Below are 17,304 nucleotides of genomic sequence, written 5' to 3'. Positions count from 1 at the left end.
AACTATTTCCACTATTTCCGAGAATCGAAATGTCCTGATTTTCAGTGCCGGACCTGTTGCGTTGACGGACGTTCCCCATCTTCCATCCGCCCCCGCGCCCGCGTTAAGATAGCCGCCAGCTCCCCACCACCCGCCCAGCCGCCTTTTCCATGACGTCCAGCCAAGCGCCCGCCGATCTCGCTCCCCGCCCTACCGGCAAGCTGACCGATACGGTCTACGCCAGCCTGCGCGAGGACATCTACGCCTTCCGCCTGCTGCCCGGCGACCGCTTCGCCGAGAACGACGTGGCCGAGCGCCTGCAAGTCTCGCGCACGCCGGTGCGCGAGGCGCTGATGCGCTTGCAGAGCGAGGGCCTGGTGCGCGGCCACTTCCGCAATGGCTGGGAAGTGGTGCCGATCGACCTGGCGCGCTTCGCCTCCCTCTATGAATTGCGCGAGATGCTGGAGCTGCACGCGGTACGCAAGCTCTGCTCGCCACGCATCGCCGCCCCCGTGCGCCAGCAACTGGTGGCCGAGCAAGGCGCGATCTGGCAATGCGCCCCCAGCGACCGCCTGCCCGACGGGCTGGCCGTGGCGGCCCTGGACGAAGCCTTCCACTGCGCGCTGGTGCAGGCGGCCGGCAATCCCGAGGCCGATACCGTCTACCGCCAGTTGGCCAACCAGCTGCGCATCATGCGGCGGCTGGATTTTGCCTATGGCGACTGCATCGACGACACCTATGCCGAGCACCGCGCCATCCTGGACGCCATCGCCCGCAGCGACGGCGAACTGGCCGGCGAGCTCATCGCCCGCCACATCGAAGGCAGCCATGCCGTGGTCGAACGGATGACCATCGCCCGCCTGGAACAGGTGCGCGCCGGGTCGGTGCAGGCTGCACCGGCACAAGGCAGCAGCTCGCCGTCGGCACCGGCCCGGCGCAAGCGATTTGGCTGAAAAAGTGAAGGTTTGCGCGTCATTTGCGGGTCGCAGGCCGTTTTTTTCCCTCCCGAAGAAGAATTGAACCGATTTTCCGGGTGCCGGATTTGCCGCAAGGCAAATGGCACGAAAGCTGCTTTTGTGGGCGCAGGATTTATGCATACATAAATTCAGGCAAGCGGCACCTTGCCCGATCCGGCAGGGCTGGCCTTCCACCATGGCTTTCTGTACAGGAGAAACGCATGACCACCCTCACCCAAACCGCCCCCGCGAGCGCGCAGGGCTTGCTGCACAACCGCTGGTTCCAGCTGTGCATCGGCCTGATCTGCATGATGGCCATCTCCAGCCCGCAATACGTCTGGACGCTCTTCACCAAGCCGCTCACGGCCAAGCTGGGCGTGCCGCTGTCGCAACTGCAGATCACCTTCTCGATGCTGATCGTGCTGCAGACCTTCTTCTCGCCCTTCCAGGGCAGTCTGATCGAGCGCTTCGGCGCGCGCCGCCTGATCGCCATCGGCACCTTCATGTCGGGCCTGTCGTGGATCCTGGCCGCACAGGTCTCCAGCATCGGCCTGTTCTATCTGGCCTATGGGCTGGTGGGCGGGCTGGGTACCGGCATCGTCTACGTCGGCGTGGTCGGCCAGATGGTGCGCTGGTTCCCGGACCGCCGTGGCTTTGCGGTGGGGATGGTGGCCGCCGGCTATGGCATGGGCGCGATCCTGACCACCTTCCCGATCTCGGCGTCGCTGGCCAGCGCCGGGCTGGAAACCACGCTCTGGCAATTCGGGCTGGTGTTTGCGGTGATCGGCGTGCTGGCGTCCCAGGCGCTGCGCTCGCCCGGCGCCGGGCATGCGGCCGCCATGCCGGCCCCGGCCATTGCCGCCAGCAAGCTCGACCTGGCACCGCGCCAGATGCTGCGCACGCCGCTGTTCTGGCTGATGTTCGTGATGATGACCATGATGTCCACCTCTGGCCTGATGGTAACTTCGCAGATGGCCACCTTCGCGCGTGACTTCGGCGTGGCCAACGTGATGGTGTTCGGCCTGGCGGCGCTGCCGCTGGCGCTGACCATCGACCGCCTCACCAATGGACTCACACGGCCCTTCTTCGGCTGGGTCTCGGACCGCTATGGCCGCGAGAACACCATGTTCTTCGCCTTCGCGCTGGAAGGCGTGGCCATGGCGCTGTGGCTGGCCACGCGCGACAATGCGGTGCTGTTCGTGCTGCTGTCGGGGGTCGTCTTCTTCGGTTGGGGCGAGATCTTCTCGCTCTTCCCCTCGACGCTCACGGACACCTTCGGCACCCGCAACGCCACCGCCAACTATGGCTGGCTCTACATCTCGCAAGGCATCGGCTCGATCTTCGGCGGCCCGCTGGCGGCGATGATGCACGAGAAGACCGGCAGCTGGCATCCGGTCTTCGGCACCGCCATCACGCTGGACATCCTCACCGCCTGTCTGGCGCTGATGGTGTTGAAGCCGTGGCGGGCAAGCTATCTGGCCAAGGCCGGCAACTAAGTCTGCTGCTACCTTCCCTCTCCGATGCCGGCCTCGCGCCGGCATCGCCGTTTTGACGCCCCGCCTTCGCAGCACCTGCAGGCTTGTACAGTGCTTGCAGGGTGCTTGTGCCGTATACTTGCAAGCTTGTTGCAACCCTTTGCAAGCCACCTGCAACTCGCCGCAGTCCTGCGGGTCTGACCCACCCGCGCCCCGTCACAAGAACATCAACTGCTGCCTCATGGAAATCGTCTTCACCGTTTTGATCCTGCTGCTCGCCGTGGCCGTCTCCGGCGTGGTGGCGCGGCTGGCGCCCTTCAAGCTGCCGCTGCCCCTGTTCCAGATCGCCCTGGGCGCGGTACTGGCCATGCCCATGTTCGGCCTGCGCATCAGTTTCGATCCGGAACTGTTCCTGCTGCTGTTCATCCCGCCGCTGCTCTTTACCGATGGCTGGCGCATGCCCAAGCGCGAGTTCTTCCGCCTGGCGCGGCCCATCCTGGCGCTGGCGCTGGGCCTGGTGTTGTTCACGGTGGTGGGGATGGGTTACTTCATCCACTGGATGATCCCGGTGATCTCGCTGCCGTCGGCCTTCGCGCTGGCGGCCGTGCTCTCGCCTACCGATGCGGTGGCGGTCTCGTCCATCGTCGGCAAGGGCCGCCTGCCCGCCTCGATGCAGCACGTGCTGGAAGGCGAGGCGCTGATGAACGATGCCTCCGGCCTGGTGGCCTTCAAGTTCGCCCTGGCGGCGATCATCACCGGCACCTTCTCGCTGCTGGACGCCAGCATTTCCTTCGTGCTGATCGCCGCCGGCGGCATTGCCGTGGGGCTGATCGTGGCCTGGGGCTTCGGGCTGATCCGGCGCAAGATCATCGAATGGTCCGGCGACGAGCCGGGCATCCAGGTGGTGCTGCTGATGCTGATCCCGTTCACGGCCTACATCTTCGCGGAACACTTTGGGCTGTCCGGCATCCTGGCGGCGGTGGCGGCGGGCATGCTGATGCCCTATCTGGAAACGGCCGGCGGCGAATCGGCGGCGACCCGGCTGCAGGGGCGCGGCATCATGATCATGCTGGAATTCATCTTCAACGGCATGTCCTTCCTGCTGCTGGGCCTGCAACTGCCAGGCATCATCGGCCTGGCCCACCTGGATGCGCAGATGGCCGGCAACGTGCCGGTGTGGCATCTGTTCGTCTACATCCTGGCCATCACGGTGGCGCTGATCGTGCTGCGCTTCGTATGGGTGTGGATCAACCTGCGCATGCGCCGTTTCGCTTCGGCGGTGCGCGGCCAGAGCGGGCGCAACCGCAAGTTCGACCTGCGCCTCATCACCATCACCGCGCTCTCCGGGGTGCGTGGCGCCATCACGCTGGCCGGAGTGATGTCGATCCCGCTCATGCTGCGCGAACATACGCCCTTCCCGGCGCGCGACCTGCTGATCTTCCTGGCCACCGGGGTGATTCTCTGCTCGCTGCTGTTCGGCAGCTTCCTGCTGCCGTGGCTGTTGAAGGACCTGCAGCTCGATGCCGAGGTCAAGCGCCGCCGCGCGGAAGAAATGATGGCGCGCCTGCGCCTGTCGGAAGCGGCCGTGCGTACCATCGAGGAAGCCCAGGAACGCATCGGCGTGAACCTGGATGAAAACGACCTGGCACTCTTGATGGAAGTCAGCGGCAGCCTGCTGGCCACCTATCGCATGCGCATGAATGCCGAGAGCGATTCCGAGGAAACCCAGCGCGCCGCCAACCGCTTCAAGCAGTTCGAGCGTGAACTGCGGCTGGAGGCGATCCGCGCCGAGCGCCTGGAAGTGCACTACCTGCGCGCCGAGCAGCGCATCAATGACGAGACCTTCCTGATGCTGATCACCCAGATCGACATGGCCGAGACCTGGCTGCTCGGTTCATTGAATGCGTCAGGGCATCACCACTGACATACCGCCGGGGCAGCAACGACAAAGCCCGCAAGGCCTGACCAGCAGGCGTTGCGGGCTTTGTTGAATGCAGGTTAAGAATCCGGTATCGGCCAGATCAGGCGGCCGACAGGCACGTGATCAGGCCACCGAATTGACCGTGGTGCCGATGATCTCGCCGGTGGAATTGCGCGAGGCCTGCTCACGGCGATTACGTTCCTCACGCGAAGCCTCGGCGCGGGTTTCGTCGGCCTGGATTTCTTCCAGGCGGCGCTGTTCGGCCTTCAGGGCCGCCGCCGCTTCTTCGGCGCGGCGCACGGCCACCGGATCGTTGGCCTTGCCGGTGGTCGGTGCATTGCCGTTGGGGTCGGAGACGACGCCGTTGACGGCGGAGGCGATGTCCATGGCCATGATGGGCTCCCTTTGAAACGAAGGCTGAGAAATGAATGCTGGAGGCAACAGGATGTGCCTTCCAGTGGTGCGAATGCCGACTATGTTACGCCCATTGCCGCGCTCTGCCACAGGGAAATCCCATAAAACGGCGCTTTTTTTGCGCCGCCGATACAGAGCGGCTTGCCCGGCTGGCAAGAAATCCCGAGGTGCCGATATTGTCCTGGCAACTTCCCTTGTCGTACCGTCAAAAACCTCAGTGGCAATCCGGTACGTTCTGGTCGAGGTAGACCTCGAAGGCGACGTTGTTGCCCCACTTTTTGACGGCATTGGCCCAGAACGCATCGTTCCATCTCGCTGCTGCCTGACGCGCGGCGGCCAGGTCGGCGGGGTCGTTGCCGCGCACTTGCAGCACCAGCGCCTGGCGGCTGACCGGGGCCAGTTGCGCGGAGAACTTCTTCCACTCGGGCAGCTTCAGCAGCGCCTTCATGAGCGTGTCGTCATGCACGGCAGCGTCGCACTGGCCGGTACGTACCGCCAGCAGCGAATCGGCCGGGGCCGGCATCACTTTTTCGATGGCGCCGTAGCGGGCGCTGAGGGTACCGACATAGGGCGAACCGGTGGAGACGCAGACGGTGCGGCCCTTCAGATCATCCCAGCTGCGAATGGTGGTGTCGGTACGCATGATGGCCATGCCGCCGGCGCTGTAGCCGGTGCCGATAACCGTAGCGTCGACTTGGCCCGGGTCCACCCGCGTGAGCACCAGGTCCGGCCGCACGCCCTTGAGCGCGGCACGGTCAGGCGTGTTGGGCTGGAGCTCGGCCTTGCGCTTCCATTGCGCGGCGAGATCCTCGGCCAGTACGGTGGCGATGTTTTCGGGGGTGCGGAATTTCATGCCGCCCTTGTAGGGTGGCGGCACGTGGTCCAGCCCGATGCGCAAGGCCTCGCTGCGGCGCGCGTCGTCGAGCACGCCGGCCTGCGCTGTCGCCATCGGCAGGCAGACCGCGAGGAGCAGGATGAACCGGTGCAGGGCGCGCATGGGATCGCTCCGCTCAGACGTACTGATATTTCAGCAGGCGATGCTTGAGGTTTTCCAGGATCACCTGGTCGATCAGCGCAGCCAGGATGGCGATGGTCAGGATGTTGGCCATCACGCCGATCATGTCGGCGGTCTCGCCCGAATAGGCCAGCGTGCGTCCCAGACCCTTGCCGAAACCGACCAGCATCTCGGCCGAGATCAGCGCACGCCAGGCATTGCCGAAGGCCAGCTGGGCACCGGTGATGAGCTCCGGCATCACGGCCGGCAGATAGACCCGGCGCAGCATGGACAGGCGCGAAGCCCCCATCACGCGGGCCGCAGAGACGTGGACCTGTTGCACGCTCTCGGTGGCATTCATCACCGACAGCGCAGCCGGGAAGAAGGCGGCGATGGCCACCACCACCACGATGGGCAGGTTGCCGAAGCCCATCAGGATCAGGAACAGCGGCACCCAGGCAATCGAGGGAATCGATTGCAGGATCACGATGGCCGACTTCAGCACTTCACGGAAGAAGAACAGCACCGCACCGACCAGCCCGAAGCCGATGCCCAGCACCAGCGCCGAGCCATAGCCCAGGCCAAGGCGATAGAGACTGCCAAAGAGCGCGGCGCGGAAATTGCCGGACTGCACCTCTTCCAGCAGGCGCGCAGCCACTGCGGGTACGCCCGGCATCAGGAAGGAGGGCAGCGACCAGGCCGCGATCTGCCACATCAGGAGAATGAAGAGGATGGCCAGCACCATGGCCAGCTTCTTGCGGAGTCCGGTAACGCGACGCTGAGAGCTCATAAGGACAGGAGGACAGGAAAGACAATGGCCGGACAGGATCCGGCCAGATTAAAAAAAATGAGAACTACTTCGACATCACATCCCAAACCGTTCGGGCTGAGTAGGCCCGAGAGGGCCGTATCGAAGACGCTCCGGCGGTTACAGCTTGCGCGCGTTCTGCCACGACAGGTCGGTGATGGAGTTCACGTCGAAGGGCTTGCCGTCGCGGGTCTTGAGCGAACCCTGCGATTGCAGAATATCGGCGATCTCCTGCATGCGGTCCTGGTCCTTCTTGCTGATCTTGGGCGTGAAGGTCTGGCTCTTGATGGCGTCGCGGATCACGTCTTCGCGCAGCATCTCGCCATGCTTCAGGGTCTTCAGGGTCGGTTCGGCGATGAAGTAGCCGGCGATCAGTTTGGAAGCCTCGGCCGGCTTCTTCTGCAGCAGGGTGATGGCGTCACGCTGGGCGTCGAGCGACTTCCAGACGGCATCGCGCTTTTTCTTCAGGGTCTCGCCGGAGGTGATGACCACCATGCAGGGGAAGGGCCAGACTTCGCCGATTTCATAGATCTGCTTGACCGGTGCGATCAGTTGCGCGATACGCGCCTGCGGCTCGAACAGGAAGGCCGCATCGACCCGCTTGCCCACCAGCGACTGCACCGCCACCTGCGGCGAGACGCCCATCACGTTGACGTCATCGGGCTTGATGCCGGCATCGCGCAGCACCACCCCCTTGAGCACGGTGTCGGCGGTGCTGCCTTCGGCTTGCGAGGCCAGGGTCTTGCCCTTGAGATCGGCCACCTTGTTGATGCCGGAGTCCTCGCGCGCCACCAGGGCGTGATAGCCCAGCTGCGCGCCGCCCACCACTTTCAGGTCGGCGCCCTTGGAGGCCCAGGCCACGGCATTGGAGAAGCCGAACACGCCGCTGTCGAGCTGGCCGCCGACGATGGCCTTGACCAGATCGGTGCCGGACTTGAATTCGATCAGTTCCACATCCAGGCCATATTTCTTGTAGAGGCCGGCTTCATAGGCGGCCATGGCTTGCGCATCGTCCATGACGCGCAGGTAGCCGATCTTGAATTTTTCCAGAGCCAGCGCGTTGCCGGACAAAGCCAGGGCGGCGGCGGCGATGGCCGGTGCCAGAATGCGTGCGAGTTTCATACTGCAACCCCTTCCAGGTTTTTGGCAAATTCGTCCTGCTCGGCGTGGATGCCCAGCAGGCAGAGGATCTCGCGGCGGATGGCCGCAAATTCGGACAGGTCGTGCGTCTTTTCGTGATGCACGAGATTGAATTCCTTCAGGACCTTGGCCGGGCGCGGGCTGAACACGAAGATGCGGTCGGCCAGGAACAGCGCCTCATCCACGTCGTGCGTCACCAGCACCACGGTCGGGCCCTGCTGGCGGATCAGCTCGCGCAGGGCATCCTGCAAGGTCATGCGGGTGAGCGCGTCGAGCGCACCGAAAGGCTCGTCCAGCAGCAGCGCCTTGGGCTGCGAGATGAAGGCGCGCGCCAGGGCGGCGCGCTGGCGCATGCCGCCCGAGACCTGGTGCGGATAATAATTTTCGAAACCCTTGAGTTTGACGTTCTCCAGCCAGACGCGGGCCTGGTCGGCAGCCTTCTTCTTGTCGATGTTCTGGAATTCCAGTGCCAGCGCCACGTTCTGCTGCAGGGTGAGCCAGGGATAGAGGGCATTTTCCTGGAACATCAGGGTGCGCTCGGGATGCGGGCCGCGGATGGCCTGTCCATCGCCCGCGACCGTGCCGCTGCTGGGCTTTTCCAGGCCGGCGGCCATATGCAGCAGGGTGGACTTGCCGCAGCCGGAGGGACCGACCAGCGCGACCAGCTCACCGGAGGCGATCTCGCGGGTGAATTCCTCGATCACGTGCAGGTCGCCGAAACGCTTGGCGACGTTGTTGAAAGATAGCTTCATGTGGTCCGCGGAGGGCCGCGCGCAAGGGATGGTGGAGCGGGGAAGGCGTGACATGGCCCTCCCCTTTTGGTCAGGCATGCACTGTACTGATGCCGGCTATGCAAAACAACTACTTAAAAATCGTATGCTTATTCGTATTTCGAATAAGAAACGTGCATAAAACGCATAAAGGCGTCAGTCCCGCGTCAGCCTCCACTCGGCCAGCAGGCTCTGCACGTCGGGATAGCGCAGCCGCACGCCCAGCTCGTGCTTGATACGGCCATTGTGCAGGCGGCGCGATTCCGACATGAAGGACAACATCATCGGCGAGACGTTGCGTTCCAGCTCGGCGCGCGGCAGGCGGGGCGGGCGCGCCAGGCCGGCAGCATCGGCCACGGCGTCGAAGTAGTCGCCCATCTTGAGTTGGGTATCGTCCACGGCGTGGTAGACGCGATTGGGCGCACCCAGGCGCATCGCGGCCAGGCAGATGCGGGCCAGGTCATCGGCATGGATGTGGTTGGTATGCACGTCCTCCCCGGCCACCAGGGCCGGCAGGCCCTTGTGCAGGCGCTCCAGCGGCAGGCGGTCGGCCGCATAGATGCCGGGCACGCGCAGGATGGAGAGCTTGCCGTGACGGCGCCGCGCCCAGGCCCGCAGCATCGTTTCGGCATCGCCCCGGCGCACTGCGCGGGCGTTCTGCGGGTTCACGCGGCGGGTTTCATCGAAGCTTGCGCCAGCGCAATCGCCGTAGACGCCGGTCGTGCTGATATAAACCAGGCGCGCGCCCTCGGGTAAAATGGCGGCCAAATTGCGGGACCGGCGGTCGATGCGGCCCTCGGACTGCGGCGGCGCCAGATGCACGATGGTCGGCGCCAGGCGCGCCAGACGGCCCAGCGTCAGGGGAGCGTCGAGGTCGGCGACGATGGGAATGGCGCCGGCAGCGCGCAGTTCGGCGCGGCGCTCGGGGTTGCTGGTCACGGCCAGCACGCGGTAGTGCGGCAGCAGCAGCGGCACCAGCCGCAGGCCGACGTCGCCGCAGCCCAGAATCAGTACGCGAGGCAGGCCCAGTTTTTTCACGGTATTCAATCCAAATTTATCCAGAAGCAGAATTGTATGAGTTTCCAAGTCACAGTCCAGCCTAGCGGTCGCCAGTTCACCTGCGACGCCGACGAATCCATCCTCACCGCCGCCATCCGCGCCGGTGTCGGCCTGCCCTACGGCTGCAAGAACGGCGCCTGCAGCTCCTGCAAGGGCAAGCTGGTGTCCGGCCAGGTCGAGCACGGCCCGCACCAGGAACGCGCCCTCTCGGCGCACGAGCAGCAGCTGGGCTATGCCCTGTTCTGCGTGGCCAAGCCGCAGAGCGACGTCACCATCGAGGCGCGCGAAGTGGCCGGCGTGGGCGAGATCCCGGTGCGCAAGCTGCCGGTGCGCGTGGCCAAGCTGGAGAAGGTGGCCGATGACGTCATCATCCTGTCGCTGCAGTTGCCGGCCAATGACCGCCTGCAGTACAAGGCCGGCCAGTACGTGGAATTCCTCCTGCGCGACGGCAAGCGCCGCAGCTACAGCATGGCCAACGCCCCGCACAAGGATGAGCACATGAGCCTGCACATCCGCCATCTGCCGGGCGGCCTGTTCACCGACCAGGTGTTCACCACCCTGAAGGAACGCGACATCCTGCGCATCGAAGGCCCGCTGGGTACCTTCTTCCTGCGCGAGGACTCCGACAAGCCCATCATCCTGCTGGCTTCCGGCACCGGCTTTGCGCCCATCAAGGCCATCGTCGAACAGCTGGAACACGCGGGCTCCACGCGTCCGGTCACCCTGTACTGGGGCGGCCGCCGCCCGCAGGATCTTTACATGAACGCGCTGTGCCAGCAGTGGGAACAGGACCTGCCCAACTTCAAGTACGTGCCGGTGGTCTCCAACGCCCAGGCCGAGGACAACTGGAGCGGCCGCACCGGCTTCGTCCACCGCGCCGTGATGGAAGACTTCCCCGACCTGTCGGGCCACCAGGTCTACGCCTGTGGCGCGCCCATCGTGGTGGAATCGGCACAACGCGATTTCAGCGCCCAGTGCGGCCTGCCGGAAGACGAGTTCTATGCCGATTCCTTCACTTCCGAAGCCGACCTGGCCAAGCCGGTCTCGGACAGCCCGGCCGCCTGAACGTGCGGTTGCGCGCAGCGCCGGTGTCATGCCGGCGTCACGCGCATTTGCGAAGATGCCGCGCAAGCCTGATGCCGCGCGGCCCGGCGAGATGCGATGAAATTGCAACGGTGGCCCGCCGGAAGCGCCCGCTGGCGGGTCCGGCGGGAAATTTCTTTTTGACGCTCTGCGCAAAAGGTCATAAACTGCACCGCATGATCGCTAACGCCACATTTTTACGACGCCGCAGCCAACCTGAGAAAGGTTTGCTGCTGCTGCGCGCGTGAAGTGAAACGAATCGCGAAGCCACAGGCAAACCCTGTGGCTTTTTTTTATTCGCCATCCGGGTCTGTCGTGTGCCTGCTGCCTAGCGCCTAGTGTTCGTGTGGGCAACGGTCTGCACCACCCTCCCAACCACCCTATTCTTGCAGGAGCCTATCGATGCAATACAGCCCGTCCGACGCCAACAAGCTGATGTACGTCACCAACCGCCCCGAGCTGGTCTTCACCGAAGGCCATGGCATGTGGCTGACCGACCATCATGGCAAGCGCTATCTCGACTACCTGCAAGGCTGGGCAGTCAACACCCTGGGCCATGCCCCGCAATGCATCGCCGACGCCCTGGCTGCACAGAGCAAGAAGCTGATCAACCCCTCGCCGGCCTTCTACAACGCCCCCTCCATCGAACTGGCCAACCTGCTGACGGCCAACTCGGTGTTCGACCGCGTGTTCTTCGCCAACAGCGGTGCCGAAGCCAACGAAGGCGCCATCAAGCTGGCCCGCAAGTGGGGCAAGAAGAACCCGGCCGCCGACGGTTCGGCGCGCTTCGAGATCATCACCTTCAAGCACAGCTTCCACGGCCGTACCCTGGCCACCATGTCGGCCAGCGGCAAGGATGGTTGGGACACCATGTTCGCGCCGCAGGTACCGGGCTTCCCCAAGGCCATCCTGAACGACCTGGCCAGCGTCGAGGCACTGATCGGCAACCACACCGTGGCCGTGATGCTGGAGCCGGTGCAGGGCGAAGGCGGCGTCATTCCGGCGTCCAAGGAATTCATGCAAGGCCTGCGCCGCCTGACCAAGGAAAAGAACCTGCTGCTGATCGTCGATGAAGTGCAAAGCGGCATGGGCCGTACCGGCCAGCTGTTCGGCTACCAGCACTCCGGCATCGAACCCGACATCATGACCCTGGCCAAGGGCATCGGCGGCGGCGTGCCGCTGGCGGCCCTGCTGGCGCGCGAAGAGATCGCCTGTTTCGAAGCCGGCGAGCAAGGCGGCACCTACAACGGCAACCCGCTGATGACCGCCGTGGGCGTGGCCGTGATCAAGGAACTGTTGAAGCCCGGCTTCATGGAATCGGTGCGCGAGCGCGGCCAGTACCTGCGCCAGCGTTCGCTGGAAATCTCCGAGAAGTACGGCTTCGAAGGCGAGCGTGGCGAAGGCTTGCTGCGCGCCCTGCAACTGGGCCGCGACATCGGTCCGCAGATCGTCGAAGCCGCGCGCAACCTGGAACCGGTGGGCCTGCTGCTGAACTCGCCGCGTCCCAACCTGCTGCGCTTCATGCCGGCCCTGAGCGTGACCAAGGAAGAGATCGACCAGATGTTCTCCATGCTGGAAGACGTCCTGGCCAAGATCGGGAAGTAAGCGATGGCGGGGCGCGCAAGGATGGCATTGATGCGGAGGGCCGCTGCGCCCTCTACCCTGTCGGCGCTGGCCGCGCTGTCGGCGACCCTGATCCTGGCGGCGTGCGGTACGGCGCCGACCGCGCCCCCCGTGTCCCGGCTGCCCGGCGCCCCGCAATCGCAGGCACCGGCGCTGCCGGCCACCGACAATGGCAATGAAGTGGCGCTCTATGCGCTCTCGCTGATCGATACGGGCTACCGCTTCGGCGGCAAGAATCCCTCGGCCGGGCTCGATTGCAGCGGCATGGTCACCTACATCTTTGGCCAGGCTGCCAATTACCGTATCAGCGGCAGCGCTGCCGACATCGCCCGCCAGGGCCGCCAGATCGATCCTTCGCAATTGCGTGCGGGGGACCTGGTGTTCTTCAATACCCAGAACCGTCCCTTCTCGCACGTGGGCATCTACCTGGGCGATGGCCGCTTCGTGCATGCGCCCTCGACCAATGGCAAGGTGCATATCTCGCGCATGGACAATCCCTATTTTTCGCGCCGCTTCGAAATGGCGCGCACCTACTTCAACTGAAGGACCGTCTTGCGGGCCGACCGTTTGCGCGGCCCGCCTTCCTGCTGCTGGCGGTTGCCGTATTCCCGGATCAGATTGGCGCTGTAGCGCGTGAAGGCGATATCCATGTGACGCCGCATGGCGGCGCGTGCCTGCTCGGGATTGCGTTCGCGCAGGGCTTGCAGGATCAGGCCATGTTCCTCGATGGCTTCCTGCCAGACGCGGGTGCCGTCGAAGTGGCTGTGCAGGCGCTCGAACAGCGGTCCCAGGCGGGCATCGAAGAGTTGCGTCACCAGCCCGACCAGCACACTGTTGCCGGTGGCCTCGGCCAGGCGGATGTGGAACAGGCGGTCCGCCTCCAGCGGATCGGTGCCGGCCTCGGCATGCGCGATCATCATGGCATAAGCCTCCTCCACCGCCGCGATCTGCTGCTTGCTGCCCAGTTGAGCGGCGGCATAAGCCACCTCCCCTTCGATCATCTCGCGCGCACGGATCAGCTCCAGCGGCCCTTCCTCGCCGGACAGGTCGTGCCGCAACTCGCGCTGCGCAGGCGGCGCACAGACGTAGATGCCTGACCCCATGCGCACTTCGATATGCCCTTCCACCTCCAGCGCAATGAGGGCCTCGCGCAGCGACGGACGGCTCACGCCCAGTTGCACGGCCAGGTCACGCTCGGAGGGCAGGCGCGAACCGACGGCGAATTCCCCATCCACGATCAGCTTGCGCAACTGGTCGCTGATCTGCCGGTACAAGCGCTGCGGTTCGATCGCTTCGATGGGCATGATGGCCTTCAGTCCAGGGTGGCGGGAAACTCCAGATCGTAAGCGGCGCCAGCCTCGCGCAGCATGGGCGCGATGGTCGGATGCAGGGTCACGCCTTGCGCCAGTTGTTCGGCGCGGCGCTGCATGCCACGGTCACCGGGCATGCGCACCTGGCCCACGCCCGGGCGCGGCGGGTTGCTGCGGCAGGCCTGGGCGATATGGTCCATCTGGCGCTTGAAGTCCTCTTCACCGCCAAAGGCCGAAGGGTCATAAAGCGACATGAACACCGTGGCACCCCAGCCCGCCGCCGGATCGGCCCGCCCAAAACCGGACAGGCCACCGGTGAGCGCCTCGATCAGCACCGCCAGCCCGAAGCCCTTGTGCCCGGCCGACAACCCGCCCAGCGGCAGGATGGTGCCGGGCGGCGTGGCCGAGAGCACGGCCGGATCGCGGCTGGGATGGCCGGCGCCATCGATGAGCCATTCTTCCTCGAACTGCTTGCCGGCCTTGTGCAGCCGGTTGCTCATGCCGTTGGTGGTGATGGAAGCCGAGATATCGACCAGGAAAGGCGTGCCGGAGGTCGGAATGCCGGCCGCAATCGGATTGGGCGTGAACACCGCCCGGGTGCCGCCAAAGGGTGCCACGCTCTGCACGGCCGGGTCGGAGCTGGCCAGGATCATCATGAAGCCCTCCTGCGTGGCGCGCAGCAGGTAGGCGGCCAGGCAGGCGATGTGGTGGCTGTGGTGGATGGTCAGCGAGGCCGTGCCATAGTCGCGTGCCTTGGGAATGAGCGCATCGATGCCCTGGTGCACCAGCCAGGGGCCGGGCAGGCGGCGGCCATCCCAGGCCAGCGCGGCGGCCCGTTCGGAGAGCACGTCGGGCTGGCCGGAAGTGGTCATGCTGCCTTTTTCCAGTTCCTTCACATAGGGTGCCAAGAGCGCCAGGCCGTGCGTGTCGTGGCCCAACAGGTCGCCATCGACCAGGGTGGCGGCGACGCTATCGGCCTTGTCGGCCTCCAGGCCGGCACGCTGCAACAGGGTGGTAGCGAACTGACGCAGGGCGTCAGCGGAAAAGCGTTCGGGTGCAGCCATGGGACAAGCATCCTTTCAGGAACGGAACGAGACGGACCGCGATGCGGTAGCGAGCTGGGGTCTCCGGGATCATTGTTGTTCTGGCGCCGCCCTGCGCAAGGACGGCGGAGTGCGGTCATGTGGTCAGACCAGCTGAGCCAGAATTTCACATCGGATCGCCGGTGTCAAGGATGAAAAGACCGTGAAAAAGTTTTCACCTTTTACGCGCCGCAGCATTTCCAGCCAGCTCAGCCATCGGGCGCAAAGCCGCTTCCCGCCTGGGCTCTACATCTTCCGTCGACCGCCTTGGATGCTGCAGCGGCAGCATGCGCGCCAGCTTCTTCACTTCCTGACAAAATGCTTTCCCGCCTTCTGGTATTACCACTTGACCAAACAAATCCGGCTGCAATAGACTCGCAGCCAACCATACAAGTCACGTCGCATAGCGTGCCTTGCCGCCGTCGGGGAGACGGGGCATGGCCCGCCTGCAGAACGGACGGCACAGACCCAGCCGCGACAGTCGATGCCAGCGGCTCCAGGCAACGGAGACATCCCATTGGCTTACCAAGGCACTGCACCGCATGTGAACCGCAGGACACCGGCTGGCTGGGCGCACACCGCCTACGCCACAGCGGCCTCCGGCGTACGGGCGCGCCGTGCCTTGCATCGCGGCTCCGCGTTCGGGTCCTTGCTGGCCTTCCTGCTGATTGATTTTTCCCGCTATTTCTTTGACCAGGGCGACAGTCATCCTGTCCCCTCGCGCAACATCGCCTGAGCCTCCTTCACGACCAGGCAGGCGCAGGCAGCAAGCATTGAACGGCACTGCGGGCCCATCCGGCCGGCAGTTCATGGATCGCATCAGAAAGGCAGTGCTCGCTGTGCCTCTGCGCACGCGCCGCTGCCAGGGAACGACAATGACCGACGACACCAAGAAATCCACCCGCCGCAGCCAGGCCTGGTTCGGCCGCCAGGACCGCGATGGCTTCATCTACCGCTCCTGGGTCAAGAACCGCGGCATCCCGCACGACCAGTTCGATGGCCGTCCGGTGATCGGCATCTGCAATACCTATTCCGAACTTACGCCCTGCAATTCGCACTTCCGCGCCCTGGCTGAGCAGGTCAAGATCGGCATCTGGGAAGCCGGTGGCTTCCCGCTGGAATTCCCCGTGATGTCGCTGGGCGAGACCCTGCTGCGCCCTACCGCCATGCTCTACCGCAATCTCGCCAGCATGGACGTGGAAGAATCGATTCGCGCCAATCCGCTCGATGGTGTGGTGCTGCTGATGGGCTGCGACAAGACCACCCCTGCCCTCCTGATGGGTGCGGCTTCGGTGGACGTGCCGACCATTGGTGTATCGGGCGGCCCGATGCTGTCGGGCAAATACCGTGGCCGTGAACTCGGCTCCGGCACTGGCGTTTGGCAGATGTCGGAAGACGTGCGCGCCGGCAAGATGACGCAGGAAGAATTTTTCGAGGCCGAGAGCTGCATGCACCGCTCGCACGGCCACTGCATGACCATGGGCACCGCCTCCACCATGGCCAGCATGGTCGAGGCGCTGGGTGTGGGCCTGCCGCACAATGCCGCCATTCCCGCCGTGGATGCGCGCCGCAACGTGCTGGCCCGCCACGCCGGCCGGCGCATCGTGCAGATGGTGGAAGAAGACCTGGTGCTGTCCAAAATTCTCACGCGCCAGGCCTTCGAGAATGCGATTCGCGTCAACGCTGCCATCGGCGGCTCCACCAATGCGGTGATCCACCTGCTGGCCATCGCCGGACGCATCGGCATCCAGCTCGACCTGAAGGATTGGGACGAGATCGGCCACCAACTGCCCTGCCTGCTGGACCTGCAGCCTTCCGGCAAATTCCTGATGGAAGATTTCTACTACGCAGGCGGCCTGCCGGCCGTGATCCGCCAGCTGGAAAGCGTGATCGACAAGACCGCGCTGACCGCCAACGGCAAGACCCTGTGGGAGAACTGCCAGGACGCGCCGAACTGGAATCCGGAAGTCATCCGCAGCTTCGACCAGCCCTTCAAGGAAGCGGCCGGCATCGCCATCCTCAAGGGCAACCTGGCCCCGGACGGTGCCGTCATCAAGCCTTCAGCCGCCACGCCGGAACTGCTCAGGCATCGCGGCCGCGCGGTGGTCTTCGAGAACAGCGACGACCTGCACAAGCGCATCGACGACGAGGACCTGGACGTCGATGAAACCTGCGTGCTGGTGCTGAAGAACTGCGGCCCCAAGGGTTACCCCGGCATGGCCGAAGCGGGCAACATGCCGCTGCCGCCGAAGATTTTGCGCCGTGGCATCACGGACATGGTGCGCGTGTCGGATGCGCGCATGAGCGGTACCGCCTATGGCACCGTGGTCTTGCACGTCTCACCGGAAGCGGCGGCAGGCGGGCCGCTGGCGCTGGTGCAGAACGGCGACTTCATCGAACTCGACGTGGAGGCGCGCAGGCTGCATCTGGACGTCTCCGACGAAGAACTGGCGCGCCGCCGTGCACAATGGCAGAAGCCGGCATTGCCGCCGCAGATGCAGCGCGGCTGGGTCAAGCTCTACGTCGATCACGTGCAACAGGCCAACCAGGGCGCTGACCTCGATTTCCTGGTCGGCAAGAGCGGGCCTTACGTGCCCAAGGACAATCACTGAACAGGCCTGCCGCTGCTACCTCACGGGTGGCTGCGGCAGCACGAATTTTTCAAGCAACCCCGTTGAAGCGGACACCAC

The 17,304-nt window shown here is 64.9% G+C and carries 17 protein-coding genes; 9 read left to right on the top strand and 8 right to left on the bottom strand.

The annotated features are described in order from the left end of the window. Nucleotides 1-149 precede the first annotated feature (149 nt). The 3 genes from ACVC5H_RS08245 (at nt 150) to ACVC5H_RS08235 (ending at nt 4,334) form a co-directional block, all read left to right on the top strand. Nucleotides 150-932 (top strand): GntR family transcriptional regulator, encoded by a 783-nt coding sequence (locus tag ACVC5H_RS08245; protein ID WP_489621853.1) that lies wholly within the window; start codon nt 150-152, stop codon nt 930-932. A gap of 224 nt (nt 933-1,156) precedes the next feature. Continuing rightward, nucleotides 1,157-2,431, top strand: coding sequence for an oxalate/formate MFS antiporter (gene oxlT, locus ACVC5H_RS08240; protein ID WP_489621852.1), 1,275 nt, complete (start codon nt 1,157-1,159; stop codon nt 2,429-2,431). A gap of 220 nt (nt 2,432-2,651) precedes the next feature. After that, on the top strand, nt 2,652-4,334 hold the full coding sequence (locus tag ACVC5H_RS08235; RefSeq protein ID WP_489621851.1) for a Na+/H+ antiporter: 1,683 nt from the start codon (nt 2,652-2,654) through the stop codon (nt 4,332-4,334). A gap of 120 nt (nt 4,335-4,454) precedes the next feature. Here ACVC5H_RS08235 and ACVC5H_RS08230 read toward each other — a convergent pair whose 3' ends face one another. The 6 genes from ACVC5H_RS08230 to ACVC5H_RS08205 all read right to left on the bottom strand — a co-directional run bounded on the left by ACVC5H_RS08230 (nt 4,455) and on the right by ACVC5H_RS08205 (nt 9,495). Next, a complete protein-coding gene (locus tag ACVC5H_RS08230; RefSeq protein WP_489621850.1) occupies nt 4,455-4,724 on the bottom strand; it encodes a hypothetical protein in 270 nt (89 codons plus the stop codon). Nucleotides 4,725-4,959: 235 nt separating this feature from the next. Next, nucleotides 4,960-5,742 (bottom strand): type 2 periplasmic-binding domain-containing protein, encoded by a 783-nt coding sequence (locus ACVC5H_RS08225; RefSeq protein WP_489621849.1) that lies wholly within the window; start codon nt 5,740-5,742, stop codon nt 4,960-4,962. A gap of 13 nt (nt 5,743-5,755) precedes the next feature. Next, on the bottom strand, nt 5,756-6,529 hold the full coding sequence (locus ACVC5H_RS08220) for an ABC transporter permease (protein ID WP_489621848.1): 774 nt from the start codon (nt 6,527-6,529) through the stop codon (nt 5,756-5,758). A gap of 138 nt (nt 6,530-6,667) precedes the next feature. Next, complete coding sequence (locus tag ACVC5H_RS08215; protein WP_489621847.1) at nt 6,668-7,669, bottom strand: ABC transporter substrate-binding protein; 1,002 nt, start codon at nt 7,667-7,669, stop codon at nt 6,668-6,670. Beyond that, entirely contained in the window at nt 7,666-8,439 is a 774-nt protein-coding gene (locus ACVC5H_RS08210) for an ABC transporter ATP-binding protein (RefSeq protein ID WP_489621846.1), read from the bottom strand. Before ACVC5H_RS08210 ends, ACVC5H_RS08215 begins: the two co-directional genes overlap by 4 nt. Before the next feature lie 174 nt (nt 8,440-8,613). Beyond that, nucleotides 8,614-9,495 carry an SDR family oxidoreductase gene (locus ACVC5H_RS08205; RefSeq protein ID WP_489622667.1) on the bottom strand — a complete coding sequence of 294 codons (882 nt, stop codon included), beginning with the start codon at nt 9,493-9,495 and terminating at the stop codon, nt 8,614-8,616. Between the two features lie 36 nt (nt 9,496-9,531). On the opposite strand from ACVC5H_RS08205, the gene ACVC5H_RS08200 reads away from it, so the two are divergent. From ACVC5H_RS08200 to ACVC5H_RS08190, 3 genes are all read left to right on the top strand, one after another. Beyond that, nucleotides 9,532-10,581: a CDP-6-deoxy-delta-3,4-glucoseen reductase gene (locus tag ACVC5H_RS08200; RefSeq protein ID WP_489621845.1), complete on the top strand. Its 1,050-nt coding sequence runs from the start codon at nt 9,532-9,534 to the stop codon at nt 10,579-10,581. A gap of 420 nt (nt 10,582-11,001) precedes the next feature. Further along, nucleotides 11,002-12,204, top strand: coding sequence for an acetylornithine transaminase (locus ACVC5H_RS08195; RefSeq protein WP_489621844.1), 1,203 nt, complete (start codon nt 11,002-11,004; stop codon nt 12,202-12,204). Between the two features lie 30 nt (nt 12,205-12,234). Beyond that, entirely contained in the window at nt 12,235-12,765 is a 531-nt protein-coding gene (locus ACVC5H_RS08190; RefSeq protein ID WP_489621843.1) for a C40 family peptidase, read from the top strand. On the opposite strand, the gene ACVC5H_RS08185 is transcribed toward ACVC5H_RS08190, so the two are convergent. Together ACVC5H_RS08185 and ACVC5H_RS08180 are read right to left on the bottom strand one after the other, a co-directional pair. Beyond that, nucleotides 12,753-13,526 (bottom strand): FadR/GntR family transcriptional regulator, encoded by a 774-nt coding sequence (locus ACVC5H_RS08185; RefSeq protein WP_489621842.1) that lies wholly within the window; start codon nt 13,524-13,526, stop codon nt 12,753-12,755. The genes ACVC5H_RS08190 and ACVC5H_RS08185 overlap by 13 nt on opposite strands. An 8-nt stretch (nt 13,527-13,534) precedes the next feature. Further along, entirely contained in the window at nt 13,535-14,596 is a 1,062-nt protein-coding gene (locus ACVC5H_RS08180; RefSeq protein WP_489621841.1) for an Ldh family oxidoreductase, read from the bottom strand. A 181-nt stretch (nt 14,597-14,777) separates the two neighbouring features. Between ACVC5H_RS08180 and ACVC5H_RS08175 the strand changes: the two genes are divergently transcribed. The 3 genes from ACVC5H_RS08175 (at nt 14,778) to ACVC5H_RS08165 (ending at nt 17,226) form a co-directional block, all read left to right on the top strand. Next, entirely contained in the window at nt 14,778-14,987 is a 210-nt protein-coding gene (locus ACVC5H_RS08175; RefSeq protein ID WP_489621840.1) for a hypothetical protein, read from the top strand. Between the two features lie 144 nt (nt 14,988-15,131). Further along, nucleotides 15,132-15,350 carry a hypothetical protein gene (locus ACVC5H_RS08170; RefSeq protein ID WP_489621839.1) on the top strand — a complete coding sequence of 73 codons (219 nt, stop codon included), beginning with the start codon at nt 15,132-15,134 and terminating at the stop codon, nt 15,348-15,350. 139 nt (nt 15,351-15,489) lie between these two features. Continuing rightward, on the top strand, nt 15,490-17,226 hold the full coding sequence (locus ACVC5H_RS08165) for an IlvD/Edd family dehydratase (RefSeq protein WP_489621838.1): 1,737 nt from the start codon (nt 15,490-15,492) through the stop codon (nt 17,224-17,226). Nucleotides 17,227-17,304: the final 78 nt, after the last annotated feature.

The organism is Herbaspirillum sp. Her3, assembly GCF_057961275.1.
Note: the sequence above shows the minus strand (reverse complement) of the source record. Positions and strands in the feature narration are given on the sequence as shown.

What these genes read in the sequence shown, in the direction of transcription:
- ACVC5H_RS08210 (WP_489621846.1), bottom strand. Translation starts at nt 8,439, where the DNA reads ATGAAGCTATCTTTCAACAACGTCGCCAAGCGTTTCGGCGACCTGCAC.
- ACVC5H_RS08220 (WP_489621848.1), bottom strand. Translation starts at nt 6,529, where the DNA reads ATGAGCTCTCAGCGTCGCGTTACCGGACTCCGCAAGAAGCTGGCCATG.
- ACVC5H_RS08230 (WP_489621850.1), bottom strand. Translation starts at nt 4,724, where the DNA reads ATGGCCATGGACATCGCCTCCGCCGTCAACGGCGTCGTCTCCGACCCC.
- ACVC5H_RS08195 (WP_489621844.1), top strand. Translation starts at nt 11,002, where the DNA reads ATGCAATACAGCCCGTCCGACGCCAACAAGCTGATGTACGTCACCAAC.
- ACVC5H_RS08245 (WP_489621853.1), top strand. Translation starts at nt 150, where the DNA reads ATGACGTCCAGCCAAGCGCCCGCCGATCTCGCTCCCCGCCCTACCGGC.
- ACVC5H_RS08235 (WP_489621851.1), top strand. Translation starts at nt 2,652, where the DNA reads ATGGAAATCGTCTTCACCGTTTTGATCCTGCTGCTCGCCGTGGCCGTC.
- ACVC5H_RS08200 (WP_489621845.1), top strand. Translation starts at nt 9,532, where the DNA reads ATGAGTTTCCAAGTCACAGTCCAGCCTAGCGGTCGCCAGTTCACCTGC.
- ACVC5H_RS08185 (WP_489621842.1), bottom strand. Translation starts at nt 13,526, where the DNA reads ATGCCCATCGAAGCGATCGAACCGCAGCGCTTGTACCGGCAGATCAGC.
- ACVC5H_RS08215 (WP_489621847.1), bottom strand. Translation starts at nt 7,669, where the DNA reads ATGAAACTCGCACGCATTCTGGCACCGGCCATCGCCGCCGCCGCCCTG.
- oxlT (WP_489621852.1), top strand. Translation starts at nt 1,157, where the DNA reads ATGACCACCCTCACCCAAACCGCCCCCGCGAGCGCGCAGGGCTTGCTG.
- ACVC5H_RS08165 (WP_489621838.1), top strand. Translation starts at nt 15,490, where the DNA reads ATGACCGACGACACCAAGAAATCCACCCGCCGCAGCCAGGCCTGGTTC.
- ACVC5H_RS08180 (WP_489621841.1), bottom strand. Translation starts at nt 14,596, where the DNA reads ATGGCTGCACCCGAACGCTTTTCCGCTGACGCCCTGCGTCAGTTCGCT.
- ACVC5H_RS08190 (WP_489621843.1), top strand. Translation starts at nt 12,235, where the DNA reads ATGCGGAGGGCCGCTGCGCCCTCTACCCTGTCGGCGCTGGCCGCGCTG.
- ACVC5H_RS08225 (WP_489621849.1), bottom strand. Translation starts at nt 5,742, where the DNA reads ATGCGCGCCCTGCACCGGTTCATCCTGCTCCTCGCGGTCTGCCTGCCG.